Genomic DNA, 26,441 nt, shown 5'->3' on the forward strand with positions numbered 1-26,441 from the left:
CCGCGTTGCGAAACCGAGCGTTGCAGTATGCGAAAGCATGGCGCCCGTGGCGCAGTGGCCCATTGCATCCCTTGCCAGGGGATTTGACAAGAGCGGATCGCTGTCGCTATCGACCAATGTCTATACAAGTACAGGCAAGCCCCCCCGTGATGACCGACTCCCTGATCCTGACCCCGGGTACGCTCTCCCTCGCGGATCTGCGGCGGCTCGCGTTCTCCGCGCCGTCAGTCACGCTGGCGGCGGGGGTGCGTGACACCCTGGCGCAGGCCGCGCGCTCGGTCGACCGGATCGTGGCCGACGGCAGGCCGGTCTATGGCGTCAATACCGGTTTCGGCAAGCTGGCGCGGACGCGCATCGCCGACGCCAACCTGCGCGACCTGCAACGCAACCTGGTTCTCAGCCACGCCGCCGGGATCGGCGCGCCGATGGACGACCGCACGGTGCGGCTGATCCTGCTGCTGAAGGCCAACGGCCTGGCGCGCGGCCATTCCGGCGTGCGGCCCGAAATCGTGGACCTGCTGCTGGAGATGGGCAATCGCGGCGTGCTGCCCGTCATTCCGCAGAAGGGATCGGTGGGCGCGTCCGGCGACCTGGCGCCGCTGGCGCACATGACGGCGGTACTGATCGGCGCGGGGCAGGCCAGGGTGGACGGGCGCGTCCTGCCGGGCGACCAGGCCCTGCGCGCGGTGGGCCTGGCGCCGGTGGAACTGGGGCCCAAGGAAGGGCTGGCCCTGCTGAACGGTACCCAGGCCTCGACCGCGCTGGCGCTGGTCGCCCTGTTCGACGCCGAACGCGTGTTCCAGGCGGCGCTGGTGACGGGTGCGCTGACCCTGGACGCCGCCCGCGGCACCGACGCGCCGTTCGACCCGCGCCTGCACGCCCTGCGCGGGCAGAAGGGACAGATCGAATGCGCCGCCCTCTATCGCGCGCTGATGGCGGACTCGGCCATTCGCGCCTCGCACCGCGAGGATGACGAACGCGTCCAGGACCCGTACTGCCTGCGCTGCCAGCCGCAGGTCATGGGGGCCTGCCTGGACAGCCTGCGCCATGCGGCCTCGGTCCTGCTGATCGAAGCGAACGCCGTGTCCGACAACCCGATCCATTTCGCGGAAACCGACGAAATGCTGTCGGGCGGCAACTTCCATGCCGAACCGGTGGCCATCGCCGCCGACCTGATGGCCATTGCGGTGTCGGAAGTCGGGGCCATCGCGGAACGGCGCCTGGCGCTGCTGGTCGATGCGCAGATGAGCGGCCTGCCCCCCTTCCTGGTCCGGGACAGCGGCGTCAATTCCGGGTTCATGATCGCGCAGGTCACGGCGGCGGCGCTGGCGTCGGAAAACAAGACCCTGGCCCATCCGGCCAGCATCGACAGCCTGCCGACCTCGGCGAACCAGGAGGACCATGTCAGCATGGCCACCTTCGCCGCGCGGCGCGTGGGCGACATCGTGGCCAATGTCCGCGACATCGTCGCCATCGAATATCTGGCGGCCGTGCAGGGGCTCGATTTCCTGGCCCCGCTGCAGACGTCCCGCCCGCTGGCCGGCGCGGCGGCGGCCCTGCGCGCGCGGGTGCCGTTCTATGACCGCGACCGGATCTTCACCCCGGATATCGAGGCCGCGCGGGACCTGATCGCCGATGGCGTGCCGACATTGCTGCCCGGGATTGCCGACGTGCTGCCCCGGCTCGAAGTGTAAGGGTCGTGTAGACCTTACCTGGCCTGTGCCGCCCGCTTCCGCCCCCGCACCACGGCCGTGTCCAGCGCCGAGAGAAATGTCGAGCGATCCGCGCGGGTAAAGCCGCGCCCGCCTTGCGTGATCGCCCCGGTCGCGCGCAGGTCCTCCATCAGGTTGCGCATGGCCAGCGCCATGCCGATCGCGTCCTCGTCCAGGATGCGCCCGCGCGGGTCCAGCACGCAGGCGCCGCGCGCCACGCAGCGCGCCGCCAGCGGAATATCGGCGGATATGACGATGTCGTGCGCGTTCACCTGTTCGGCGATCCAGTCATCGGCCACATCCATCCCTTGCGTCACCACGATCCGCTCGATCAGGGGGGAAGATGGGATGGCGATCATCCGGTTCGACACCACGAACGTCTGTAATCCGTGACGCTGCGCCACGCGATAGGTCTCGTCGCGAACAGGGCAGGCGTCCGCGTCAATGAAAATCCGGATCATGCCCCAGTCCTATGCCGGGGCGTGCGCTGTTGGCAAGGCGACGCGCCACGCTGCCCGGCAGGGACAGGGGGTCAGAACCGCTGCGAAATCCCGGTCAGGATCGTGCGGCGCAACCCGTATTGCGGCGCGCCCACGCCGATTCCGGTTCCATCGCGCAGTTCGTACGTCCGGTCGAACAGGTTGATGACGTCCAGCCGCAGTTGCGTGCGTTTCAGGAACGGCACGTGGAACAGGTCCTGGAACGACTGGACCAGCGACAGGTTGAACGTCACGTATTGCGGCAGCTTGACCCCGTTGGGCACGTCGCCGTCGGCGCGCAGGCCGCTGCCATAGACCATGGTGGCGGACAGCCTGGTCGGGTGGCCGGTGCGGTGGAAGAAGCTGTACGACGCCCCTGCCGACGCCGTCCAGCGCTGGTCATGGTCCAGGTAGATCCAGCGATGCTGGATATAGGCCAGGTCGTCGGGCGAGAAATTGAACTGCGCGCTGGTGATGTCCTTTCCGATCGCCCGCGACCACGCCATGTTGCCGTACAGCGACAGCGGCCCGCGATCGTATGACGTGGCCAGTTCATAGCCGTTCACCTGTCCGCGCCGGTAATTGAAGCCCGACAGGATGATCGGCGCGCCGAACTGGCCCTCGTCGATCAGGTTGTGCGCCAGCTTGTAATAGGCATCGAACGAGACCTGCCACCCCGGCAGCAGGCGCTGCGTGATGCCGGCATCGAAATAATGGTCGCTTTCGGCCTTGACCGTGCTGCTCTGCGGACTTGCCGCCTGCGCGCTGGTGCCGTTGAAGGCGGCGACCGACGCGCCGCTGACCACTTCGAAGGGCGGCGGCGTGAAATAGCGCGAATATCCGGCATGCAGCGTGGTTCCGCGCCACGGTGTCCAGACCAGGTTCAGTCGCGGGCTCAGTTGCTGCTGGTGGGTGTATTCGTCCACCCCGTCCATCCGCAGCCCGTAATTCACCGTCAGGTTGCGCAGCGGCTTCCATTCGTCCTGGATATACAGGCCCCAGATGGTCCCCGTCAGCCCGCTGCCCTGATGGATCGATTCCGGCGTCGTGCCGAACACGGCATTGCCTGCCGCATCGGTGCCGGTCTGCGGAAAGACCAGAGAATCCGTCTGCGACACGTTCCGTTCGACGAACACCTGGTAGCCGAAGCGCACGGTATGCCGGGGCGCCACCCGCCAGGTCACGTCGCTTTGCGTCCCTGACGAGAACACCGACCGCGACGCCTGCTGCGCGATGCCGTTATAGACCAGGTCCCCCAGCATGTCGGGCGAATAATCCAGGCTGCTGTAGCGCAGGAAAGCCGAACTTTGCAGGCTGAACCGTCCGATTTCCTTCTGCAGCGACAGGATGGCGAAATCCGTGATCTCGCGCTGGCGTTCGTCCAGGCTGGCGCTGTCGACGCTGCCGGCCAGTTGCTGTGCCAGTGCGCTGCCGGCGAAGGACGGCTGCTGAAACTGCGTCTGCTGACCGGGATTGTTCGGAAGCTGGTATTCCGCGTTCGATACCCCGGCAATCAGGCTGATGCGCGTATCGTCGTCGGCGGTATAGCGCAGGTGCCCCAGGAAATGGTACTGGTTCGTCAGGTCGTGCAGCGCGTTGAAGCTGGAGGTGGTGTTCTCGATCCCCACCCGGTCATGCACGAAATCCCCGGTGGCGAAATAATCCCATTTTCCGCTATGTCCGCCATATTGCAGGGACGGAAAGAAATAGTCCCGCGCGCCGCCATAGATCGAGGCCTCGCCCCCCGGATCGGTGGTGCCGTTCTTGGTCGTGATGTCGATCACCGCCGCCTGCAGGAACCCGTATTCGCTGGGCAGCGCGCCGGTCGTCATGGTCATGGAATCGGCGAAGCGCGTCATCAGCGTCTGGCCGAACACGGTCAGCCCTTCGGGCAATTGCACGCCGTCCAGCCGGAACTGGACCTCGTTATGGTCGCCGCGCACATGGATCTGGCCGTAACTGTCCTGCGCCACGCCGGGGGCCTGCAGCAGCACGCTGTTCAGCGGCGCGTTGTCGCCGCCCGGCACGGTCTCGATGGCGTTGCGGCTGAAGCTGTAGACCGTGGCCCCGGTCGAAGGCTGCAATGCGGCCCGTGCCCGGTCCAGCCGTGCGGTGACGGTGATCGATTCGGGCGCCGAGGCGGAGGGCTGGCCCGGTGCCGCACGGGTGGTCACCGTCGTTGCGGCCGGCCGTGCCTGCGTCTGCCCGGGTGCGGTGTGCCGGGCGTCGGCCGGCCCGGTTCCTGCCGGGGCCGGCGCATCCGGCGTTCCGGCCCAGGCCGGCAATGTCACGGATGCCATCCCTGACGACAGCAGGCTCAACAGGGCAAAACGGGTGCTGCGGGGAAGGGGCATGGGGGCAATCGGTCCAGAGCAGGAGGAAACGGCGGGCAGGGGCCAGGCGGCCCCGTCCGTCTCCCTTAAACCGTATGATATAACGTTTCAATATGCTCCGTCGCAGTTTGGGCGGGATTTCCCCCGCTGTTGCGTCATGACAACAGGATGGCACGAAAAAGGGCGCCTTCCCGAGGGAAGGCGCCCCTGACAGGCCCGGGCCCGCTTTCCGTATCGTGCCTGCTCAGAACTCCGTGTTGACGTTGCCGAAGAACTCGCGGACCGCGCCGCGCTCCATCGACTGGTAATCCCCGGTCACGGGGAAGCCGTTTTCGCCCATCATCGCGATATATTTGGAATTGAAGAGGTTGTAGACGTTGAAGTCGAGCGTGACGTTCTTGAAGACGCTGTAGTCGCCGAACCGGTAGCGCGCGCCGCTGTTGGCCAGCCAGTAGGGCGCCACATGCGTGTCGTTCATGACCGAGAACGGACGGCTGGAATAGTAGTTCGCGTCGAAATGCACCGTGAACCGATGCCACGTATAGCTTACGTTCGTCTTGTACATGAAGGACGGATAGGCATCCATCTTCTTGCCGTAGAGGTCGCAATTGCCCTCGGTCGGGCAGGCGTTCACATGCGCGCCGTAGGTGAAGTGGTTGTAGCTGAAGCTGTTATAGATCGACAGGCCCGGATAGGGCGTGATGGTCGCCGTGGCGTCCGCGCCCCACATGCCGGCCTTCTGCGTATCGATGACCGACGATGTGGGATTGTTGAGGTCCCCGACCGAGGCGGAGATCAGGCGGTGGTAATCGTCCGAGCGATAGCCGTCCAGCGAGATCACGGCCAGCCGGGACGAATAGCGATAGCCCAGCAGATAGGTGAAGTCCTTTTCCGGCCGCAGGGTCTTCTGCAATTGCTGGAACACCTGCTGCGAGGTCTGCGCCGGGGTGGAACCGTCCGTGGGCGTCGGAACCGACACGGCCCAGGGCGAGGCGACGCCGCTGGCACCGCCGGTGCCCGCGATGCTGTAGGGACGCATGTTCTCGGCCATGTCGAAATAGATCTCGTTATGGGGCAGGAAGCGCCAGTCGAGATTGACATGCGGCAGGAACGCCGCCGACGACGTCATGCTGCCGTTCGGCAGCGGCCCGTAATTGAACGCCTCGTTGTTGTAGTTCGCCCCGCCCGATGTCGTCTGGAGCATGGACTTGAAGCCGTAATTGATCGCAACGGTACGAAGCGGCCGCCACGTATCCATGAAATGATACTGGAACGTGTTGGTGTTCCACTGGAAGCCGTAATTCTGCATGAAGGCCGGCCCGTAGGTGGTGTAGGGGCCCACGGTCTTCAGCGGCGCGCCCTGGCCCAGCAGCGGCTCGTTATACCAGAACTGCGAGTACGCCTGGTTGTTGTTCTCGAACCAGACGCCGCTATGGATCGTGTGATCGGCGATGTGGTACTCCAGCGCCGTCTGGAAGCCGTAGCGTTCCTGCCTGGGCTGCCACACCTGTTCCGACAGCGGCGCGCCGGTGGCGGACGGCTGGTAGGGATCGCCGTACGTGTCGTATTCGGTGTCGCTGTGGCCATAGATCGTCGATGTCCAGCGCAGGCGGTCGGTCACCGCCACGTCGAAGTTCAGGCCGCCGACATAATTGACCGTATGCTGACCGGCATCATAGAAGGCGACCCCCGCCTGCTCGTTGGTGTTGATCCAGCCCGCCGGCAACTGGGCCTTGCCCCGGACGCCAGGCGGCGTCGCGCAGGACGGCGTGGTGCCGTCGCAATAATTGACCCAGTTCGCGGCGGCATAGGCGGCGGCATAATTGGGGTAGAAGGATTCGGTGCGCCAGCCCAGCGTGTTCAGGATATCGAGCGATTTATCGGCATAGCCCCAGACCTCGGCATCGGACCAGTTGAAGAAGGCGGACATGCGGCTGTTCGGGCCCAGCGGCTGCACCAGCTTGGCATCGACCTGCTGCATGAAGGCCGGGCTGGGCGAATCATATTTTTCTTCATAGTTGCGGGCGTAGGAGACGAAGAATTTCGTGCCGGTCGGATTGAGCTGGCCGCTGTCGATGCGGACATAGGTGTGCTTCATGGCGTAGGAGCCGAAGCCCTGGCTGACCTTGCCGCCGAACTTGTCCTTCGGGTCACCCGTGAAGAACTGCATCGTGCCGCCGAGGTTGGTGTTCGACGGGATATCCACCGCCCCCGCGCCCTGCGAGACGTTGGTGCGTTCGATGTCGTCGGAAATGGCGGTATTGGCGATGTTGACGCCATTGAGGTTGCCGTAGGTCTGGTCGTTCAGTGGAATGCCGTCCAGCGACATGCCGAGCTGATCCATGAAATAGCCGCGCATATAGACATTGGCGCCCCAGGTATCGAGGCCGAGCGCGTCCGTGGAACTGAAGCTGACGCCCGGGACCTGGGTCAGCGACTTCAGAATGTTCGTTCCCGCGACCTGCTGCTCGATCATCGCCCTGGTTACGAGGTTTTCGGCATTGTGCGGAATGTTGCGGCGCGCGGTGACGGCGACGGATTCCTCCTGCGGCGCCGGGGTGGCGGCGGCCTTGCGCGCGCCCGGCTTCGACGCACCGGGTTTCGCCGTGCCGGATTTCGGTGTGCCGGATTGCGGCGTTCCGGAGGCGGCCTTGCGTGCCTGCGTGTCCTGCGGCGCGTCGGCCCGGGCGATATTGGCGAGGGCCGTCGAAGCCAGAATCGCGCACAGGGTCCAGGACATTTTTTGCCGCATAAAGCTATTCCGTTTAATTTCCGATACGTAATAAAGTTACGGAATCGGAACTGGTGCGGCAACCCGATGGCTGTCCGGGTTGCCTGCGGCGTAACAAAATTTATTGCGATGATGCAAGAGTGTCACACAGGCCGCCAGCCTGTGTGACGCGGACATTACGGAAAATAAGGTAAAATCATATTGGCGCGAGCGCGCGGCGGCCCTATGCGTGGGCCTGCCCCCGAACAATCGCCTGTGGTCAATGAACAGATTTTTCCGTGCCTTCCTTCCGCTGCCCTTATTATTCTGCCTGGCGGGATGCTATGAAATCGGGCCGACCCGGCTGGATCGCGACCAGAGCGACTATTCCCGGGCCCTGACCAGTTCAGGCAAGCAGCAGACCCTGCTGAACGTGGTGCGCCTGCGCTATGCCGACACGCCGGGCTTCCTCGACACCACGCAGCTGATCTCGGGCTATCAGCTCCAGCGCAACATATCGGCCGGGATCGGGACCTATTCCCTGGCCAGCCGCCCCTATGGCGGCGTGGGCGCCCAGTTGCAGGAAAGCCCGACCTTCACCTTCCAGCCCGTTACCGGCGACGCGTATGCCCAGAGCGTCCTGCGCCCGCTGCCGCCCGGCAACCTGCTGCCGCTGGCCATGGGCGGCCTGCCGATCGACGTGCTGTTCCGCCTTGCGGTGCAGTCGATCAACCTGATCAGCAATGCGGGCGCGCTCGGCGGCGATGTCGGGCGCGGTTCGCCCGCCTTCTTCGACCTGATCTACGACCTGCGCCAGTTGCAGCTGGCCGGCCTGCTGGGCATCCAGCTTGAACGCGACCCGGCCGCCACGGGCAAGGAGGACCCGGCGGACGATCGCGTCTTCCTGTCGATCGCCTCGACGGACGATCCCGCCCTGTCGCCCGTGGTCCATGACGTGCGCCGCCTGCTGGGCATGGCGCAGAATGACGAGCGCGTGCAGGTCGTCTATGGCGGCGGCCGGCCCCGCAAGGGCCAGATCCGGCTGCTGACGCGGACGATACTCGGCGTCCTGGGCCAGATCGCCTATCAGATCGAGGTGCCCGAGGAAGACGTGGCCTCGGGCCGCACCCGCCCCACGATCCGGCTGATCGGACGGGAAACCCGGCCCATCGTCGTGGTTCACGTCACCCCCGACTGCCCGGAAGCCGTCTTTGCCCGCACCAGCTACAACCACAAATATTACTGGATCGCCGACGACGACTTCGACAGCAAGCTGGCCTTCACCATGCTGCAGATTCTGCTGGAGCTGTCGAAGACCAGCAAGGGCCCCAGCACGATCGTGACGATCCCCGCCAACGGATAGCGGTCAGAACGTTTCGCCGACCATGTCCTCGCTCTTCGCCCACAGCGCCCTGGCATGCTCGGGGTCCAGGGCGTAGGGGCGCACGCCCTCGCTCATGACGCTGATCTTGCGGTCCGCCACGACCTCGCTCACGTGGCAGTTCTCGCAATACCGCCCGCCGACCTCTGCGGCCGGGGCGACGATTCCGGCCCAGACCGAGGTCGCGGCCCCTTGCGGGATCGTCTTCCATGCGAAGGGGGGCCTGCCCTCGGCGGCCAGGTCGGCGTTGATGCCGTCGATCATCGCCTGAAGATGCGCGGGGTCCATGTAGCGGGCGAGTTCCGTCCGGATTCCGCCGGGATGCACCGCCGTGGCCCGCACGCCGCGATCCTTGTGCCGGCGGTCGAATTCCACCGCGAACAGGATATTCGCGGTCTTGGACCGGCCGTAGGCGACGAAGGGATCGTACGGCGTATGGTCGAAATTCGGATCGTCGAGGTCGACATCCGCGAAGCGATGGCCCGAGGACGCCAGGCTGACCAGCCGCGATCCCGGCCGCATCAGCGCGGCAATCCGGTTGACCAGCACGAAATGGCCCAGATGGTTGGTCCCGAACTGGGTTTCGAACCCATCCGCCGTGTGGCCGAAGGGGGAGGCCATCACGCCCGCATTGGCGACGACCAGGTCGAAGGGCTTGCCGGTCGCGTGCAGGGCGTTGGCGCAGGCGCGCACGCTGGCCAGCGCGGCCAGGTCCAGTTCGATCAGGTCCAGCCCGCCGCCATGGGCGGCGGCGGCGCGGACATGCGCCGTCGCGCGCTCGGCCTTGGCCAGGTCGCGCGCCGCGCCGACGACGTGCGCGCCATGGGCGGCAAGGGCGCGGGCGGTTTCCACACCCAGTCCGGCGGACACGCCGGTCACAAGCACGCGCTTGCCGCGCAGATCGACACCCGCCAGCACATCGTCGGTGGTCGACGTGGCATTGAAGGATTCAGCCATGATTCTGTCCTTTGTGAAACGCCCGGCCTGCATTGCCGAGGGAAAGGCGGTGCGGCATATAAAAGGAGAATGCCTCCGTTTAAATACGGAGGGTCCCTCCGTTTATCAAGGGGCGCTCAGAGGGGAATATGCGACGTGCCGGATTCCATAGCAGCGAAGCCGCGCAAGCCCCGTGCGGATGCGCAACGCAATCGCGACCGGCTGCTTCAGGTGGCGAAGGCGGCGTTTGCCGAAATCGGGCCCGCCGTCAGTCTCGATGAAATTGCGCGCCGGGCCGGCGTCGGGATCGGTACCCTCTACCGTCATTTTCCCACCCGCGACGCCCTGGTCGAGGGGGTCTATCGCAACGAAACCCGGCGTCTGGTCGAAGCGGCGGCGAATCTGGACAAAACCCACGCGCCGGTCGATGCGTTGCGGGCCTGGATGCTGATGTTCGTCGATTACATCGCCACCAAGCAGGTGATGGCTTCGGCGCTCAATGCGCTGATCGCCGGCCCGTCGGACCTGTATGCCGCGTCGGGCCCGCAGATGATCGCGACCATGACGCGGCTGGCGGACCGGGCCGTCGCCAGTGGGGAAATCCGCCTGGATTTCGACCCCGTCGACCTGCTGCGCGCGCTGGCCGGCGTGGCCAATGTCGCGCCCACGGCCAATTGGCAGGACAGCGCCCGGATTCTGGTCGATGTCCTGATCGCCGGGTTGCGCGCGCCACGGGCGGCGGACGAAGGTCTGTAGGACGGGGCGTCGGTCGGATCGTCGATCCGGCCCGATTCTACTTAACGGAATAGTAAATTACATGTTGCAATTGTGCAACTTGTTGGTGGAATATGTCATCCACGTGACAGTGCGAGATTTCCGGCCCCAAACTCACTTGACCATATTGTTAATTAAAGCAAACACTCACGACCAATGGTTATTTCTCCATAAAACAACCATGCGGATTGGTTATTTTTCGGCAAGCGCCGGGGGTCGGAGACGTCGGGAATTATGAGCGCTTACTCCAGGATTCGGTTTCTCCTCATGTTCGGCACGGCCCTGTCGGCGGGCGTGCCGTCATGGGCCATGGCCGCGTCGCAGGACGACGAGGTCGCGGCCATGCGCCGCGAGATGCGGCAGATGCTGGGGGAAATCCGCCAGTTGCAGGCGCGCGTGGCGCGGGACGAAAGCGGGGCGAAGGCCGCCAGGCATGGCGCCCCGGCAGGGCGCGTCCGGGTGGCGCGCGCCGCCCCCCCGCCCTGGACCGGGCCGGAGCCCGTGATCGGCACGCCCCCGGCCGTGCCGGACCGCACCCTGCTGACGTTCGGATCCTCCAGCGGGCCGCGGTCCGACGCCGGCAGCCGCCTGATCACGCCGGAAGGTCCTCCGTCCTCGTGGTCGGATTTCAGGGCGGCGACGGCCAGGGACGAAACCATGCATATCGGCGGCATGGCCATCGGCTTTCCGGAGGGGCGGCCGACCATCGCGTCGGATGACGGGGCCTATGCCTTCTCGCTGGGCCTGACGGCGCAGGAGGATATCGGCGGCTTCGTCGGCACGGCCCCCAAGCGGGGCGAGGGCAAGGGCAATTTCAACCCGCTGACCGAGAATGCACGCCGCATCCGCCTGTATTTCTCCTGGCGCTACAAGGACTGGGTCGCCAACGTCACCCCCGAATTCGGCAATGCGACGGCCGACGGATCGGTCAGCCTGTTCGAAGCGAACCTGAACTATACCGGGCTGCGCCATACGATCCTGACCGTCGGCTATTTCCAGCCGCGCATGGAAGAGGAAAGCGCGGAACGCGCCTCGTCGTTCGAATTCATGGAACGTCCCACGATCGTGGACCTGGTCCGCAATCTGGCGGGCGGTGTCGCCCGCTTCAGCGTCGGGGGCGAGCACGCCGAAAAGCGCTGGCTGGCGGCGGCCTATTTCACCGGACAGAAATACGGCGACCGTTCCAAGGACACCACGATCACCGACAGCCAGACCGGCGCGGTGGCGCGCATCGCCGGCCGTCCCTATGTCAGCAAGGATATCGACGTCCATGTCGGTGCCGGCGCGACCAGCGCCTTCAAGGTCAACCAGAGCTCGACCGGCCGCAACTATACCTTCAGCGACAATGTGGAAATGCCGCTGGGCGAGACATCGCTGCTGACATCGGGCGCGCTGACCAACGTCGCCCAGATCTGGGCCGCGGGCCCGCAGGTCGGGTTCCGGTGGCGGAACTTCCTGCTGAAGAGCGAATATTACCATATTGGCGTCGAGCGCGGCGCGCCGCCCGCGGCGCGGCGCCCCTGCCGTCGCTGGGCTTCGACGGTGGTACGTCGCGGCAACTACACGCTGTTCGGCAAGGGGCGCGCCTATAACGCCAAGACCGCCGCCTTCACCACGCCCGGGGTGATCTACGATTTCGATCCGCTGCACGACCAGTGGGGCGCGATGGAAGTCAGCGGCCGCTGGAGCGTGACGGACCTGGGCGATGTCCCCGACCAGGGCGGCAAGGGCATCAACGGCAACCAGCAGACGGTCTGGGAAGGGGGGGTGAACTGGTACCCGACCCGGCACGTGAAACTTATGCTGGACTATGATCATTTCATCGTCAGCCGGTCGAAAGGCGTCTCCGGCGGCGTCAACCTCCTGGGCCGCAGCGGCAATGCCGTGATGGGCCGGGTCCAGGCCTCGTTCTGATCCTTCCGGTTCCCCGGATACGGCTTTCAAGGACAGTCATGACGAACGTTTTCCCCTCTTCCTCGCGCCGGGCGTTTCTTGCCGGCGCGGCCGCCGGTGCGGCGTCCCTCGCGGTGGGGCCGTGCCCGGCCCGGGCCGCCACTCCCCGGCTGCTCAACGTGTCCTACGATCCGACGCGCGAACTCTATGCCGATGTCAGCCGCGCCTTCGCCGCGTCCTGGGCGGGCGCGCATGGCGGCGAGCGCGTCGTGGTGACCAGTTCGCATGGCGGTTCGGGCGCCCAGGCGCGTTCGGTGCTGGAGGGCGCGCCCGCCGACGTCGTGACGCTGGGCCTGGCCTACGACATCGACATCCTGGCGCAGAACGGGCTGCTGGCCGCCGACTGGCAGCAGCGCCTGCCGCACAATTCCACACCTTATACCAGCACCATCGTCTTCCTGGTGCGCAAGGGGAACCCCAAGGGCATCCATGACTGGCCCGACCTGATCCGCGACGGCGTGCAGGTCATCACCCCCAATCCCAAGACCTCCGGCGGCGCGCGCTGGAACTACCTGGCCGCCTGGGGCTGGGCCCTGCGGCAGCCCGGCGGGTCCGAGGCGTCGGCACGGGCGTACCTCAAGGCCCTGTTCGGCCATGTGCCGGTGCTGGATACCGGCGCGCGCGGGGCGACCAACAGCTTCGTGCAGCGCGGGCTGGGCGACGTGCTGATCGCGTGGGAGGACGAGGCCCTGCTGGCCTCGCGCGACCTGGGGCCGGACAAGTTCGACATCGTCGTTCCCCCCCTTACCATCCTGGCCGAACCGCCCGTCGCGGTGGTGGACCGCAACGTGCAGGCGCACGGCACGGCAGCGGTGGCCGAGGCCTATCTGCGGTTCCTGTTCACGCCGGAAGGCCAGCGGATCGGGGTGAAGCATTATTTCCGGCCCGTCGATCCCGCGATCATCGCCGAAAGCGCGTCGGTCTTCCCGAAGACCACGGTTTTCGACGTCGCCAGCCTGGGCGGATGGACCCGCGTGCAGAAGACGCATTTCGCCGACGGCGGCGTGTTCGACCAGATCTACAGCCGGTAACGGGTTCCGTCATGGCGTTTCGCCTGCGGCGGCGCGACGCGCTGCCGGGTTTTTCGGTCTCGATCGGCTTCACGCTGGTCTGGATCGGGCTGATCGTGGCGCTGCCCCTGGTGGCGCTGGTGCTTCGTCCCTGGCAGGACGGCACGGGGGCCGTGCTGCGGGCGCTGCATGATCCGCGCATATACGCCGCCCTGCGCGTCAGCTTCGGCTGCGCGGCGCTGGCCGCGTTGCTCGACGTGCCGATGGGACTGCTTCTGGCATGGGCGCTGGTCCGGGGGCGGGTGCCCGGGCGGCGGGCGATCGACGCGCTGATCGACCTGCCCTTCGCCCTGCCCACCGCCGTGACGGGCATCACGCTGGCCACGCTGTACGGACCCAACGGCTGGCTGGGCGCACCCCTGGCCAGGGCGGGCATCCATATCGCCTTTACGCCGGCCGGCATCGTCACCGCCCTGGTCTTCGTCGGCCTGCCCTTCGTCGTCCGCGCGGTCGAGCCCGTCCTGCGGGCCCTGCCGCCCGAGATGGAGGAAGCCTCGATGCTGCTGGGCGCCAGTCCGTTCCAGACGGTCCGGCACGTGCTGCTGCCGCCCCTGCTGCCGCCGGTCATCGGCGGCTTCAGCCTGGCCTTCGCCCGCTGCATCGGGGAATACGGCTCGGTCATCTTCATCGCCGGCAACCAGCCCTTCCGCAGCGAGATCGCGCCGCTGCTGATCGTGGTACGCCTGCAGGAATTCGACTACAGCGGCGCCACCGCCATCGCGCTGATCCTGCTGGTCAGCGCGCTGCTGTGCCAGACCGGCGTGTCCCGGCTGCGGCGGCGGGCGTCGCGCGGGCTCGTCGCCCCGGATGCCGCCTGATGCCCGGCCGGTCCTCCCGCACGGGCGGCGTCCTGCTGGCGGCTGCGGTGTACGCCGTGGTCCTGCTGGTGCTGGTCCTTCCGCTGGTGCTGGTCGTCGCCCAGGCGCTGGCCACCGGCTTTGCCCCGGCGTGGCAGAGCCTGCTGGACCCGGACGCCGTCGCCGCCATTCGTCTGACGCTGGTGGTGACGCTGGCCTCCACCGCCATCAACAGCGTGGGCGGCGTGATGGCGGCATGGGCGCTGACGAAATACCGCTTTCCCGGCCGTGGGGTCCTGCTGGTCCTGATCGAACTGCCGATCAGCGTGTCGCCGGTGATCGCGGGCCTGGTCTGGCTGCTGCTGTTCGGCCGGGGCGGGTGGTGGGGCGCGCTGCTGGCCCGGCATAACATCCAGGTCGCCTTCGCCACGCCGGGCATTATCCTGGCCACGCTGTTCGTCACCTTTCCCTACGTCGCCCGGACCCTGATGCCGCTGATGGAACAGCAGGGCCGCGATGCCGAGGAAGCGGCCTTCCTGCTGGGCGCCGGGTTCTGGCAGACGCTGTGGCGCGTCACGATCCCGGGCGCGCGCTGGGCCCTGCTGTCGGGCATCCTGCTGACCACCGCGCGCGGCATCGGCGAATTCGGGGCGGTCTCGGTCGTATCGGGCCACATTCCCGGCCTGACCGAAACCATGCCCCTGCATATCGAGACGCTCTATAACGGCTATCAGACGGTCGCCGCCTTCGCCATGGCGGCGCTGCTGGCCCTGATTGCGATGACGACCGTCCTGCTGCGGTCGTTCTTCGAGCATGATTTCAAGAAAGCGTCTTCATGAGCGTGCGGCTCGACTCATTGACCCAATACGCCCCCGGCACCTCGCGCAAGCTTCTGGACGACATCTCGCTGACAGTGGAAGACGGCGCCTTCATTGCCCTGGTCGGCCCGTCCGGCGCGGGCAAGACCACCCTGCTGCGCGCGATCGCCGGCCTGGGCGGCCGGCAGGAGGGGGCATTGCATGTCGATGGCCTGCCGCTGGCGGGGCGGCCCATGCGCGACCGCCGGATCGGGTTCGTGTTCCAGAACTACGCGCTGTTCCGTCACATGACCGTGGCGCGCAACATCGCCTTCGGCCTGGACGTCCTGCCACGGCGGGACCGGCCGGACCGTGCGTCGATCGCGGCGCGGGTGACGGAACTGCTGGACCTGATCCAGTTGCCGACGCTGGGCGGCGCCTATCCGGACCAGTTGTCCGGCGGCCAGCGCCAGCGCGTGGCCCTGGCGCGGGCGCTGGCGACCAGGCCGGGCCTGCTGCTGCTGGACGAACCCTTCGGCGCGCTCGACCCCATCGTGCGCCGCCAGATCCGGCGCTGGCTGCGCGACCTGCACGACCAGTTGGGCCTGACCACCATCCTGGTCACCCATGATCACGAGGAAGCATTGGACGTGGCGGACCGCCTGGTCGTGATGCAGGACGGCCGGATCGTGCAGGACGCGGATGCCGAAACGCTGGACGCCGCGCCCGCGACCCCCTTCGTGATGGAGTTCCTGGGCGAAGCCCTGGCATTTCCCGGCCGGATCGCGCAGGGGTGGTTCCACCCGGACGATGCGAACGTCCTGCCCCTGTCCACCACGGCGGCGGACGGCCCGGCGTCGGCCCTGGTCCGCCCGCACGAGGTGCGCCTGGTCGAGGGCAGGGGGACCGCCGCCGCCACCCCGCTGAAGGGCCGCCAGCACGGTCTGCGCCGGTTTCATGTCGCGCTGGGACAGCGCGACGTCGAAATCCTGGCACCCGCGGAGCAGGCGGATGCCCCCGGGCCCGTCGCCCTCGATATCGCGCGGGCCCGCATCTTTCGCGACGGGACGCGGCTGGCGTTCGGGTGAAGGACCCCCGCCCGCCGGAACTCTCGGCGGCTACGAACCCTTATGGTCTCTCGAACCACGGACCGACATGCCCCTGGCGATATCGGGAAGACCAACAAGATGTGGATCGTCAGGATCGCGCTGAGCCGGCCCTACACGTTCATCGTCCTGGCTTTGCTGCTGGCCATTCTCGGGCCGCTGACGATCGCCACCATGGCGACCGATATCTTCCCCGCCATCCGCATTCCCGTCATCGGCGTCATCTGGACCTATAACGGCCTGCCGCCCCAGGAAATGAGCGGCCGGATCACCGCGGGGTTCGAACGCGCGTCGCTGGTCGCGGTCAACGATATCGACCATATCGAATCCCAGTCGATCACCGGCATGGCCGTCGTGAAGCTGTTCTTCCACGAGGGCGCCAATGTCGATCTGTCCATGAGCCAGGTGACGGCGGTGGCGCAGGCCTGGCTGCGGCAATTGCCGCCCGGCACCACGCCGCCCTTCATCCTGTCCTACAACGCGTCCAGCGTGCCGATCATCCAGTTGGCGCTGTCCAGCCAGACGATTACCGAACAGGGACTGTTCGACCTGGCCAACAATTTCGTCCGGACGCAGCTTGCGGGCGTGGCGGGCGCGTCCATTCCCTTTCCCTATGGCGGGCGGCAGCGGCAGATCCAGATCGACCTCGACCAGTCCCGCATGCGCGAACGGCATATTTCGGCGCAGGACATCGTCGCGACCATCAACGCCCAGAACCTGATCATCCCCGCCGGGACCGAGAAGGTCGGCGAATTCGAGTACAACGTGCGGCTGAACGGCAGCCCCGTCCTGGCGCAGGACATGAACGACCTGCCGATCCGCATTGTCAACGGCACCATCATCTATCTGCATGATGTCGCCCATGCGCGCGACGGGTCGGCGCCGCAGACCAACATCGTCCGCGTCGACGGCCGCCGGGCCACCCTGATGACGATCCAGAAGACCGGCGACGCCTCGACGCTGGATATCATCAGCCAGATCAAGGGACGGCTGCCGCTGATCCGTGCCAGTTCGCCGCCGGCGCTGCGCGTCGCGCCGATCGGCGACCAGTCGGTCTTCGTCAAGGCCGCGATCAGCGGCGTGGTGCGCGAGGGCGCGATCGCGGCGGCGCTGACGGGATTGATGATCCTGCTGTTCCTGGGAAGCTGGCGCAGCACGATCATCATCACGATCTCGATCCCGCTGTCGATCCTGTGTTCGATCATCGCGCTGTTCTTCCTGGGGCAGACGATCAACATCATGACCCTGGGCGGCCTGGCGCTGGCGGTCGGCATCCTGGTCGACGACGCCACCGTGGCCATCGAGAACATCAACGCCCACCTGGAAGCCGGCGAGGAGGTGGAACCCGCGATCCTGGCCGGCGCGCAGGAAATCGCCGTGCCCGCCTTCGTCGCGACGCTGTGCATCTGCATCGTCTTCACGCCGATGTTCTTCCTGGGCGGCGTCGCGCGCTATCTGTTCGTGCCCCTGGCCGAGGCCATCTGCTTCGCCATGTTCGCGTCCTACCTGCTGTCGCGCACCCTGGTGCCGACCCTGGCCAAATACTGGCTCAAGCCGCATCAGACGCACGCGGAAGACGCGCCGACGCGCAATCCGCTGCGGCGGTGGCAGCAGGGATTCGAACGCGGCTTCCAGGGCGTGCGGGACCGCTATCGCCGGACCCTGGAGGGCACCATCGCCCGCCGGTCGGTGTTCGTTCCTCTTTTTCTCGGCTTCATGCTGGTCTCGCTGCTGCTGTTCCTGTGGCTGGGCAGCAATTTCTTCCCCTCGGTCGACAGCGGACAGATCAAGCTTCATGTCCGCGCCCACGCCGGATTGCGGGTCGAGGAAACGGCGCGCCTGTGCGACCAGGTGGAAGATGCCGTCCGTACCGTCATTCCCCCCGCCGAGATCGGCAGCGTGGTGGACAATATCGGCCTGCCGGTCAGCGGCATCAATCTGACCTACAGCACTTCGGCCCCCACCACCGCCGCCGATGCCGATATCCTGATCACCCTGTCCGCCACCCACCGCCCGACGGCGGAGTATGTGCGGCGGCTGCGGGGCAGCCTGGCCGCCGCGTTTCCCGGCGTCACGTTTGCGTTCCTGCCGACGGATATCGTGACCCAGATCCTGAATTTCGGCGCGCCGGCGCCGATCGACGTTCAGGTCGCGGGCTTCGACCTGACGGCCAACAACCGGTACGCGCAGCGCCTGCTGGCGCGCATCCGCCACGTGCCGGGCATTGCCGACCCTCATATCCAGCAGGCGTACGACTATCCCGAATTCGATGTCCGCGTCGATCGCAGCCGGGCGGCGGAACTGGGCCTGACGCAACGCGACGTGGCCAACGACCTGCTGGTGTCGCTGACCGGAACGTTCCAGACCAACCCGACATTCTGGCTCGATACCAAAAACGGCGTATCCTACCCGCTGGTTGCCCAGACGCCGCAGCCCCAGCTCGATTCCCTCGACACCCTGCGCGACATCCCGATCGGGGGCACCGGCGGCGCGGGCAACCAGATCCTCGGCGCCGTCGCGACGGTCCTGCGCGGGGTGGGGCCGTCGGTCGAAACCCATTACAACGTGGCGCCCACGGTCGATCTCTACGCCACGACCCAGGATCGCGACCTGGGCGCGGTGGCGACGGATATCCGCCGGATCGTCGCCGACATGCACAAGGACCTGCCGCGCGGATCGCGGATCACGGTGCGGGGACAGGCGGAAACGATGAATACGGCCTTCACCGCGCTGTATGCCGGCCTGGGTTTCGCGACGCTGCTGGTCTATCTGCTGATCGTCGTCAATTTCCAGTCCTGGACCGACGCGTTCATCATCGTGACCGGCACGCCGGTCAGCGTGCCGGCCCTGACCGGCGCGATCATGAGCATCGGGGTGGCGACGGCCAACAGCATCCTGGTGGTCAGCTTCGCCCGCGACCACATGGACCGCGAGGGCTCGGACGCGCACACCGCCGCGGTCGAGGCCGGATATACGCGGTTTCGTCCCGTCCTGATGACTGCCCTGGCCATGATGATCGGCATGGTCCCGATGGCGCTCGGCCTGGGCGAGGGGGGCGAGCAGAACGCGCCGCTGGGGCGGGCCGTGATCGGCGGATTGTGCTTCGCGACGACCGCGACGCTCGTGTTCGTGCCGGCGGTGTTCTCGATGATCCATGGCCGGGGTGCGCGCCCGCCCGCGCCGGAAAACGGGGCCGCGTCGTGACCGAGGGGCCAAAGGCGGGGCGTGGCCGCGCCGGGCTGCTGCTGGCCGGTCTTCTTCTGGTCGCGATCGGCGTTGCCGGCTGGGGGATCTGGTCGCGGGTCCATGCCGGACGCAGGCTGGCGCGGGCGACCGATGACGCCGCCGTCGCGACGGTGGCCGTGGTCCCGGCCCAGGCCGGCCCGGATGTCGAGGAGATCGTGCTGCCCGGCAGCGTCAGCGCCGCGTACGACACGCCGATCTATGCGCGGACCAGCGGATATATCCAGCGCTGGTATACCGATATCGGAACGCGGGTGAAAGCGGGCGATCTGCTGGCGACGATCGAATCCCCGGAAATCGACCAGCAGCTTCGCCAGGCGCGCGCCGACCTGATGACCGCGCGCGCCAACAACATGGTGGCGCAGGCGACGGCCCGGCGGGTGCATGCCCTGCTGCCGACACGTTCGGTCTCCGCGCAGCAGAACGATCAGGCCGCCAGCGACGCCGCCGCCCGCGCCGCCACCGTGGCCTCGAACGAGGCCAACGTGCAGCGGCTGGAACAATTGGTGGGGTTCGAAAAAGTCGTGGCACCCTACGACGGTATCGTCACGGCGCGCGAGACCGACAATGGCAGCCTGATCACCGCCGGCAGCGGCAGCGGCGCGGAACTGTTCCGCGTTACCGATACGAGCTGGCTGCGGGTCTATGTCCAGGTTCCGCAGACCTATGCGCCGGATATCCGGATCGGCCTTCCGGTCGAACTCCGCTTTCCGGAATATCCGGGGCGCGCCTTCCCGGCCACGCTGACCCGCACGGCGGGCGCGTTGCAGCCGGACGCCCGGACCCTGCTGGTGCAGCTTCGCGCCGACAACGCCCAGGGCGCGCTGCTGCCCGGCGGCTATACCGAGGTCCATTTCAAGCTGCGCCGCGCGGATCGGGGCGTGCGGATTCCCGCCAACGCCCTGCTGTTCCGGGCCGAAGGGCTGCGGGTCGCCACCCTGTCGCCGGACGGACGGGCCAGCCTGCACGCGATCACGCAGGGACGCGATTTCGGGACGACGGTCGAAATCCTGACCGGCATCGCCCCCGGGGACCGGGTCATCCTCAACCCGCCATCCTCGCTGGCGGATGGCGAGCGCGTGCATGTCGCATCCCCGGCCCCTGCCCAGGCGGCAGCCAGGCCGGACCGGCATCCGTGATGTCATGCCACAGCCGCGCGTGGCGTGTCCTGATGCTGCTGGCGGCCATGGTACCGGCTGCCTGCGACCTGGCGCCGCGCTATGCGCCGCCCGTGGCGCCGGTCCCGGCATCGTTCAAGGAACGGGACGGATGGGCCCTGGCGGTGCCGGGGGACGATGTGCCGAAGGGGCCATGGTGGCGGATCTTCCACGATCCTGTTCTCGATGCGCTGGAAGACCGGGTCACGATCGCGAACCAGGACCTGCGGGTCGCCGTCGCGCAATATGACGAAGCCCGCGCCGACGCCCGCACGGCCCAGGCCGGCTATTACCCCACGCTGGATTTCACCGGTTCCGCGTCGCGATCGGGCCTGTCGCGCGAAACCGCGAACGTGTTCAACAAGTCGACCTTCAACAGCTACAGCCTGGGCCTGGACCTGCAATACGAGGTCGACGTCTGGGGCCGCGTCCGCAATACCGCGAAGGCCGGCCGGGCACGGGCGCAGGCCAGCGCCGGGGACCTCGCCACGGTCGATCTCAGCCTTCATGCCGAACTCGCGACCGATTACTTCACGCTGCGCGGCTACGACGCCATGCAGGCGGTCCTGGACCAGACGGTCGGCAATTACCGGCATGCGCTGGCCCTGACCCAGGCGCAGTTCGATGTCGGCTACGCGGCGCAGCCCGATGTATCCGCCGCCACCGCGCAGCTCGACGGGCTGCTGACCCAGGCCGCCGACAACCGGTTGCGGCGGGCCATGCTGGAACATGCTATCGCCATCCTGACCGGCCAGCCGCCGGCGACATTCGCCGTCGCGGCGCGTTCGCTCGATTCCGCCCCGCCCCCGATCGCCCCCGGCCTGCCGGTGGCGCTGCTGCAGCGCCGGCCGGACATCGCGGCGGCGGAACGGCGCGTCGCGGCGGCCAACGCCGATATCGGCGTGGCGCGGGCGGCGTATTTTCCCGCTTTCAACATCAACGCCATGATGGGCGTGCAGGCCGCCATGCCCAACCACCTTCTGGTAGCGCCGGCCCAGGCCTGGTCCTTCGGCCCGGAAGCGCTGCTGAACGTGTTCGACGGCGGCCGGCGCGCCGCCCTGAACGCGCATGCCCGCGCGGTTTATGACGAGGAGGTCGCGCGCTATCGGCAGACGGTCCTCGATGCCTGCCGCGATGTCGAGGACAGCCTCGTCTCCCTGCGTCGTCTGGCCGAGGAATCCGCCACGCAGCAGCAGGCCGTCATCGCGGCGCAGGACGCGACGCATCGCGCGGGCGAACTCAATACCGGCGGGCTCGCCAGCTACTACAACGTCATCCTCGCACGGAATATCGAACTGTCCGACCGGCTGTCTGAGGTCGATATCCGCGTGCGCCGGATGACGGCGTCGGTGGCGCTGATCAAGGCACTGGGCGGGGGATGGGGCGGATAAAGCAGATCGTGATGAGGTGGGATCACCTCATCACGCGCTCTAAGGTTTGGGGGCCACCATCGCGAAGATCGCCCCTTGCGGGTCCCGGCACTGGGCGATCCAGCGCTCGCCGGGCACGTGGTGCGGGCCGTTGATCAGCGTGCCGCCGGCCTCGTGGACGCGTGCGATGGCGGGCCCGATTTCTTCCGTATTGAAATAATACAGCCAGAACGGGGCCGGAACCGAATCGGCCTTCTTCATCATGCCGCCGACCGGCGGTCCGCCGGTCGCGAAAAGCTGATAGATCCCCATCGGGCCCATATCCATCGTTTCGGCCTTCGTCCATCCGAACAATCCGGCATAGAAGCCGAAGGCGGCCTCGCGGTCGATGGCATGCAGTTCGTGCCAGCCCACATGGCCCGGCGTGCCCTCCTGCACGGGGGGCATCGGGTCTTCGCCCGTTGCCTGGAACAGCGCAAAGATCGCCCCCTGCGGATCGGCGACGACGGCAAACCGGCCCACGCCCGGAATGTCCTGGGGGGCGCGGTGGATGGCGCCGCCGGCCTGCGTGACGCGTGCCGCGACGGCATCGACATCGCCAACCGCGACGTAGCCGATCCAGCCTGTCCGCACCGCGTCGTCCCGTGCGGCCCGCGCCACCTCCAGCAGGCCGCCGACCGGCCTGCACCGGCACTGAGCATCGTATAGTGCCAGTCCGGGCAAACCGGAATCCCTGGCGCTCCATCCGATGACGGAGCGATAGAACGCCGTGGCGGCGTCGGCGTCGGTGGTGACCAGTTCATACCAGACGAACCGGTCCACGGAAGGCAACATGGTGGAGGTGGACATGGTGGTTCCCCCTGCTGGGAATGATCGTGGTGTCGCTCCCGCCTTTCATCAAGCACCCAGGGCGGGAACACCGATCAGGATGCGGTGCAGCCACGCCGCCATGCCGATCCAGGCGATGGCGCCGATGGCCACCGCCGCCACGTCGCCCCGCGCCGTTCCGGCCGGATAGAGTGTTCCGGCCGCCCGGTCGCGACGGCGGGACATCGCGAAATCCAGCGCGGCCCACAGCAGGAACGGCCCGAACAGCACCAGGTCATGCACCATGCCGGTCGCCAGCAGATGGCCGAACGCCCAGGCCTTGACCCCCGCCAGCATCGGATGGCCCAGACGGGCCTTGAGGTGATTGCCCGGCACATAGGCCGCCGCGACCAGCACGAAGGCCACCAGCATGAACAGCGCGTTGGCATGGCGCAGCCACGCCGGGGGGCTGTACAGCAGGTACGGCTGCATTCGCGCCCCGCCGAATCCCGTCACGATCAGCACCAGGCCGATGGCCGAGACCAGCGAGAACACGCCCTTCCAGCCCCCTTCGCCCAGCGCGGCGATCTGCCGCGCCCGCCAGGCCGGCGCGACCATATGCACCGAATGCATGCCCAGAAAGACGACCAGACCGCAGATCAGCAGCAGCATGACGCGACGCCCCTTCGATGCCGTGGCCGCAACGGGTGGGACAGGGACCGGTTTCCGCAGGACGATCCACCATCGCGGCTTCACGATCCGGTGGGCGTGTTGCGGCAGGGGGGCGGTGTCTCTATCCGGTAGGGGGCATCCGGGTGCCCGGCAGGAAGCGTTCTTTTGCGAGTAAACAATGTTTCGATCGAATTGCCCCCGTCCCATCCGCCGCGGCGGCCTGACGGGGGCAGGGCTTCTGGCGGTGACGGCCCTGGTGTGCGGGCCCTGCCTCCCCTCCGTCGCCCGGGCGGCCGGCGGCACGGGCTGGGTCGACGGGATCACGGTCGACGGGCAGATCGAAGGCGGGATCAACGCCAATCCCGCCCGGCCGGCGAACGGCAATAATTTCGGGGAGTTCTTCGGCGACCATGCCAACCAGGCGCAACTGGACCAGGTGACGATCACGGTCAGCCGCCCGGTGGACCAGGCGTCCAGCGATTATCAGGTCGGCTTCGTCGTGCGCGGAATGTATGGCGCCGATACGCGGTATTACAACATCGCCGGAATATCGGACCGCACGATCGCCGGGCGGTACCAGATCATGCCGGCGCAGGCGCATGTCGATCTGCACCTGCCCTGGGTGACGCGGCATGGGCTGGACATGCAGGCCGGCATCCTGGCATCGCCCATGGGGGTGGAATCCCTCGATCCGGCCACCCGGCCGTTCTATACCCTGGCTTATACGACGCAATATTCGACACCGTTCGAACATGTCGGCGCGATGTTCCAGTGGCATGCGACCGACAGGCTGGATGCGCTGTTCGGCGTCGATACCGGCAACCAGACCAGCTTTGGCGGGGGCGACGACAACAACGCGGCGGCCGGCTATTTCGGCGTGGCGGGCAACGGCTTCCTGGGCGGAAACCTGTCCTTCGTCTATCTGGGCCGCGTCGGGCCCGAAAACGCGGTGCGCGCGCTGGGCCCGCGCGCCAACAGCGCGCAACGGTTCTGGAACGATCTGAATGCCACCTACAAGATCGACGATCGCCTGTCGCTGACGGGGGAATTCAACGTCCTGCATGACGAGGGGCTGCGCGCCGATACGGTCAGCTTCGTCAGTTTCCTCAGCTATCAGGTCACCCCCGGCCTGACCTTCAACTACCGTGGCGAGATCTATCGCGACAATACCGGCCTGCTCGTCACCAGTTTCCTGGGAAACAACGCCTATATGCAGGCCCTGCTGGGAGAGCCCGCGGCCACGCAATCGGCGCCGCCCACCACGTATGGCGCGCTGACGCTGGGTGTCACGTGGCATCCTGCCCTGGGTCATCATGTCAAGCTGTTCGAGATCCGGCCCGAAATCCGGTTCGACCGGTCGCTGAACGGAACAAGACCTTTCAACGATCTGCGCAATGTCGGGATGTTCACGTTCGGGGCGGATGCCGTGCTTGGATTCTAGAGTCCTGTCCGGTTCCAAGACGAATCAGGTCTTTTTGCTTCTTCTTCCGAAGAAAAGGAAGATATCTTTCCGTCCAGACCCCCATCGGACGAGAGGAAATTTATGATCAAGACCATACCAGGGTTCATGAGGATCGCGAAAATATTCGATCTGTTCGAAGAAATTGCGATGCTCGTCCTGACCCTGTCGATCATCATCGTGGCCTCCGTCGGATTGTTCCATGTCGTGGTCGCCGTCGGCGCCATGGTCCTTACGACCGGACTGGCGCCGACCGATCCGGCGATGCTGCAGGCGATATTCGGCCTGTTCTTCACGGTGCTGATCGCGCTGGAATTCAAGCATTCCATTCTTGTCATGCCGGATGTGCAGCCGCACAGCATGGTCCGCATGCGCTCCGTCCTGCTGATCGGCATGATGGCGACCGTGCGGAAATTCATCGTCCTCGACCTCAGCGGGGTGAACGTCATGGAAATGCTCGCCCTGTCCGCGTCGGTACTGGCCCTGGGCCTCGTCTACTGGTTCGTGCGGACGCCCGCGTCGGTGGCCGGTTCGGCGGAAACCGGCGTTTCCTGATCGGCCCGCGTGGCCGGCGCCTGCGGGCCGTCATGGTTTCACGTGCAACACCGGACCGCGTGGCCAGAAGATCCTTTCCCGCATGCGCCGGTCGATGATATGGCCAATCGGCCGGCGCGCGCCGGTTTCAGCGCCCCGGTTGCAGCTCAAGGAAACGCATCATGCCCTCGGAATTGATCGCGGTGCTGATCGCGGTCAGCGAGGACCGGCCCATGGTCCTGACGCTGGATTCCGGCCGTCTGCTGCCCTCGGGCCCGCTGGAGGCCGGCCATCGTTCCCTGCAGACGGGCCTGCGGCTGTGGGTCGAACGGCAGACCGGGCACGCGCTGGGCCATGTGGAACAGCTTTATACCTTCGCCGACGCTCCGGACGGCACGTCGGCCGGCGATGCGCCGGATGACCGGACGGTCCTGATTTCCTACCTGGCGCTGACCCGCATCCATCGTGGCGAACATGGCTGGCGCAACTGGTACGCCTATTTTCCCTGGGAAGACCAGACCGCGCCCAGCGGCCGCGACCTGGTGGTGCGCATCGCCGAACGGCTGAACGACTGGGCGCGGCAGGCGCCCCCCCTGCAACGCGAGGTCCGGCGGCAGCGCATCGCCCTGACCTTCGGGCTGGACGGCCTGGGCTGGGACGACGAACTGGTACTGCAACGCTACGAATTGCTGTGGGAAGCGGGCCTGGTGCCGGAATCCGGCCGCGCTGGCGCCGGCGCCGCGATGCTGCCCGGCGTGCCCATGGCGCGGGGCAACCGCCGCATCCTGGCCACCGCCATGGCGCGGCTGCGGGCCAAGATCCGCTATCGGCCGGTCATCTTCGAGCTGATGCCCGACAGCTTCACCCTGTTGCACCTGCAGCGCACGGTCGAGGCCGTCGCCGGACAGTCGATGCACAAGCAGAATTTCCGTCGCCTGATCACCCAGCAGGACCTGGTCGAGGAGACCGCCGATTTCGCCCCCGAGACGCGGGGCCGCCCCGCGCGCCTGTTCCGTTTCCGGCGCGAGGTCATCGGCGCCCGGCGCATTGCCGGGTCGAAGCTGCCGCTGACGCGGCCATTCTAACGATTCCGCCCTCGGTCACGATTTGTTTGTTCCTGACCAACCTAATGGAATGCCCGATTTTTCTTC

Annotated in this window: 20 protein-coding genes; 14 read left to right on the forward strand and 6 right to left on the reverse strand. The window is 66.9% G+C overall.

Going from position 1 to position 26,441, the window contains the following annotated elements; genetic code table 11:
• The first annotated feature begins 146 nt into the window (after positions 1-146).
• Positions 147-1,694, forward strand: coding sequence for a histidine ammonia-lyase (hutH, locus tag GDI_RS02580; protein WP_012223038.1), 1,548 nt, complete (start codon positions 147-149; stop codon positions 1,692-1,694).
• A gap of 14 nt (positions 1,695-1,708) precedes the next feature.
• Here hutH and GDI_RS02585 read toward each other — a convergent pair whose 3' ends face one another.
• The 3 genes from GDI_RS02585 to GDI_RS02595 form a co-directional block, all read right to left on the reverse strand.
• Positions 1,709-2,173, reverse strand: coding sequence for a YaiI/YqxD family protein (locus tag GDI_RS02585; protein ID WP_012223040.1), 465 nt, complete (start codon positions 2,171-2,173; stop codon positions 1,709-1,711).
• 71 nt (positions 2,174-2,244) lie between these two features.
• Entirely contained in the window at positions 2,245-4,545 is a 2,301-nt protein-coding gene (locus tag GDI_RS02590; RefSeq protein WP_012223043.1) for a TonB-dependent receptor, read from the reverse strand.
• A gap of 223 nt (positions 4,546-4,768) precedes the next feature.
• Positions 4,769-7,276: a TonB-dependent receptor gene (locus tag GDI_RS02595; protein WP_012223044.1), complete on the reverse strand. Its 2,508-nt coding sequence runs from the start codon at positions 7,274-7,276 to the stop codon at positions 4,769-4,771.
• A gap of 241 nt (positions 7,277-7,517) precedes the next feature.
• Here GDI_RS02595 and GDI_RS02600 point away from each other — a divergent pair, with 241 nt between their 5' ends.
• Positions 7,518-8,597, forward strand: coding sequence for a hypothetical protein (locus tag GDI_RS02600; RefSeq protein ID WP_012223045.1), 1,080 nt, complete (start codon positions 7,518-7,520; stop codon positions 8,595-8,597).
• Between the two features lie 3 nt (positions 8,598-8,600).
• On the opposite strand, the gene GDI_RS02605 is transcribed toward GDI_RS02600, so the two are convergent.
• Positions 8,601-9,572, reverse strand: coding sequence for an SDR family NAD(P)-dependent oxidoreductase (locus tag GDI_RS02605; protein WP_012223046.1), 972 nt, complete (start codon positions 9,570-9,572; stop codon positions 8,601-8,603).
• A 135-nt stretch (positions 9,573-9,707) separates the two neighbouring features.
• Between GDI_RS02605 and GDI_RS02610 the strand changes: the two genes are divergently transcribed.
• The 9 genes from GDI_RS02610 (at position 9,708) to GDI_RS02650 (ending at position 21,839) form a co-directional block, all read left to right on the forward strand.
• Positions 9,708-10,307 (forward strand): TetR/AcrR family transcriptional regulator, encoded by a 600-nt coding sequence (locus GDI_RS02610; RefSeq protein ID WP_041249256.1) that lies wholly within the window; start codon positions 9,708-9,710, stop codon positions 10,305-10,307.
• Between the two features lie 285 nt (positions 10,308-10,592).
• Positions 10,593-12,239: an OprO/OprP family phosphate-selective porin gene (locus GDI_RS02615; RefSeq protein WP_231854197.1), complete on the forward strand. Its 1,647-nt coding sequence runs from the start codon at positions 10,593-10,595 to the stop codon at positions 12,237-12,239.
• A 38-nt stretch (positions 12,240-12,277) separates the two neighbouring features.
• Positions 12,278-13,309 (forward strand): sulfate ABC transporter substrate-binding protein, encoded by a 1,032-nt coding sequence (locus GDI_RS02620; protein ID WP_012223049.1) that lies wholly within the window; start codon positions 12,278-12,280, stop codon positions 13,307-13,309.
• Between the two features lie 11 nt (positions 13,310-13,320).
• Entirely contained in the window at positions 13,321-14,166 is an 846-nt protein-coding gene (gene cysT, locus GDI_RS02625; RefSeq protein ID WP_012223059.1) for a sulfate ABC transporter permease subunit CysT, read from the forward strand.
• Complete coding sequence (locus GDI_RS02630; RefSeq protein WP_012223061.1) at positions 14,166-14,984, forward strand: sulfate ABC transporter permease; 819 nt, start codon at positions 14,166-14,168, stop codon at positions 14,982-14,984. Before cysT ends, GDI_RS02630 begins: the two co-directional genes overlap by 1 nt.
• Entirely contained in the window at positions 14,981-16,030 is a 1,050-nt protein-coding gene (locus GDI_RS02635; RefSeq protein WP_012223063.1) for a sulfate/molybdate ABC transporter ATP-binding protein, read from the forward strand. Before GDI_RS02630 ends, GDI_RS02635 begins: the two co-directional genes overlap by 4 nt.
• Before the next feature lie 99 nt (positions 16,031-16,129).
• Positions 16,130-19,252, forward strand: coding sequence for an efflux RND transporter permease subunit (locus GDI_RS02640; protein ID WP_012223065.1), 3,123 nt, complete (start codon positions 16,130-16,132; stop codon positions 19,250-19,252).
• Positions 19,249-20,430, forward strand: a complete 1,182-nt coding sequence (locus GDI_RS02645) for an efflux RND transporter periplasmic adaptor subunit (protein ID WP_012223067.1) — start codon at positions 19,249-19,251, stop codon at positions 20,428-20,430. The genes GDI_RS02640 and GDI_RS02645 overlap by 4 nt, the downstream gene beginning before the upstream one ends.
• Positions 20,430-21,839 carry an efflux transporter outer membrane subunit gene (locus GDI_RS02650; RefSeq protein WP_012553776.1) on the forward strand — a complete coding sequence of 470 codons (1,410 nt, stop codon included), beginning with the start codon at positions 20,430-20,432 and terminating at the stop codon, positions 21,837-21,839. The genes GDI_RS02645 and GDI_RS02650 overlap by 1 nt, the downstream gene beginning before the upstream one ends.
• Before the next feature lie 39 nt (positions 21,840-21,878).
• Here GDI_RS02650 and GDI_RS02655 read toward each other — a convergent pair whose 3' ends face one another.
• Entirely contained in the window at positions 21,879-22,667 is a 789-nt protein-coding gene (locus GDI_RS02655) for a VOC family protein (protein WP_012223071.1), read from the reverse strand.
• A 48-nt stretch (positions 22,668-22,715) separates the two neighbouring features.
• The gene (locus tag GDI_RS02660) at positions 22,716-23,297 is read right to left on the reverse strand and encodes an NnrU family protein (protein WP_012223073.1); all 582 of its coding nucleotides are present in this window, start codon (positions 23,295-23,297) and stop codon (positions 22,716-22,718) included.
• Positions 23,298-23,475: 178 nt separating this feature from the next.
• On the opposite strand from GDI_RS02660, the gene GDI_RS02665 reads away from it, so the two are divergent.
• The 3 genes from GDI_RS02665 to GDI_RS02675 all read left to right on the forward strand — a co-directional run bounded on the left by GDI_RS02665 (position 23,476) and on the right by GDI_RS02675 (position 26,375).
• Positions 23,476-24,738, forward strand: a complete 1,263-nt coding sequence (locus GDI_RS02665) for an outer membrane beta-barrel protein (RefSeq protein WP_012223075.1) — start codon at positions 23,476-23,478, stop codon at positions 24,736-24,738.
• A 102-nt stretch (positions 24,739-24,840) separates the two neighbouring features.
• Positions 24,841-25,311: a phosphate-starvation-inducible PsiE family protein gene (locus GDI_RS02670; RefSeq protein ID WP_012223077.1), complete on the forward strand. Its 471-nt coding sequence runs from the start codon at positions 24,841-24,843 to the stop codon at positions 25,309-25,311.
• Between the two features lie 161 nt (positions 25,312-25,472).
• Positions 25,473-26,375 carry an NUDIX hydrolase gene (locus GDI_RS02675; protein WP_012223079.1) on the forward strand — a complete coding sequence of 301 codons (903 nt, stop codon included), beginning with the start codon at positions 25,473-25,475 and terminating at the stop codon, positions 26,373-26,375.
• Positions 26,376-26,441: the final 66 nt, after the last annotated feature.

The sequence above is a fragment of the Gluconacetobacter diazotrophicus PA1 5 genome (genome assembly GCF_000067045.1).
In the GTDB taxonomy this organism is placed as follows: Bacteria; Pseudomonadota; Alphaproteobacteria; order Acetobacterales; family Acetobacteraceae; genus Gluconacetobacter; species Gluconacetobacter diazotrophicus.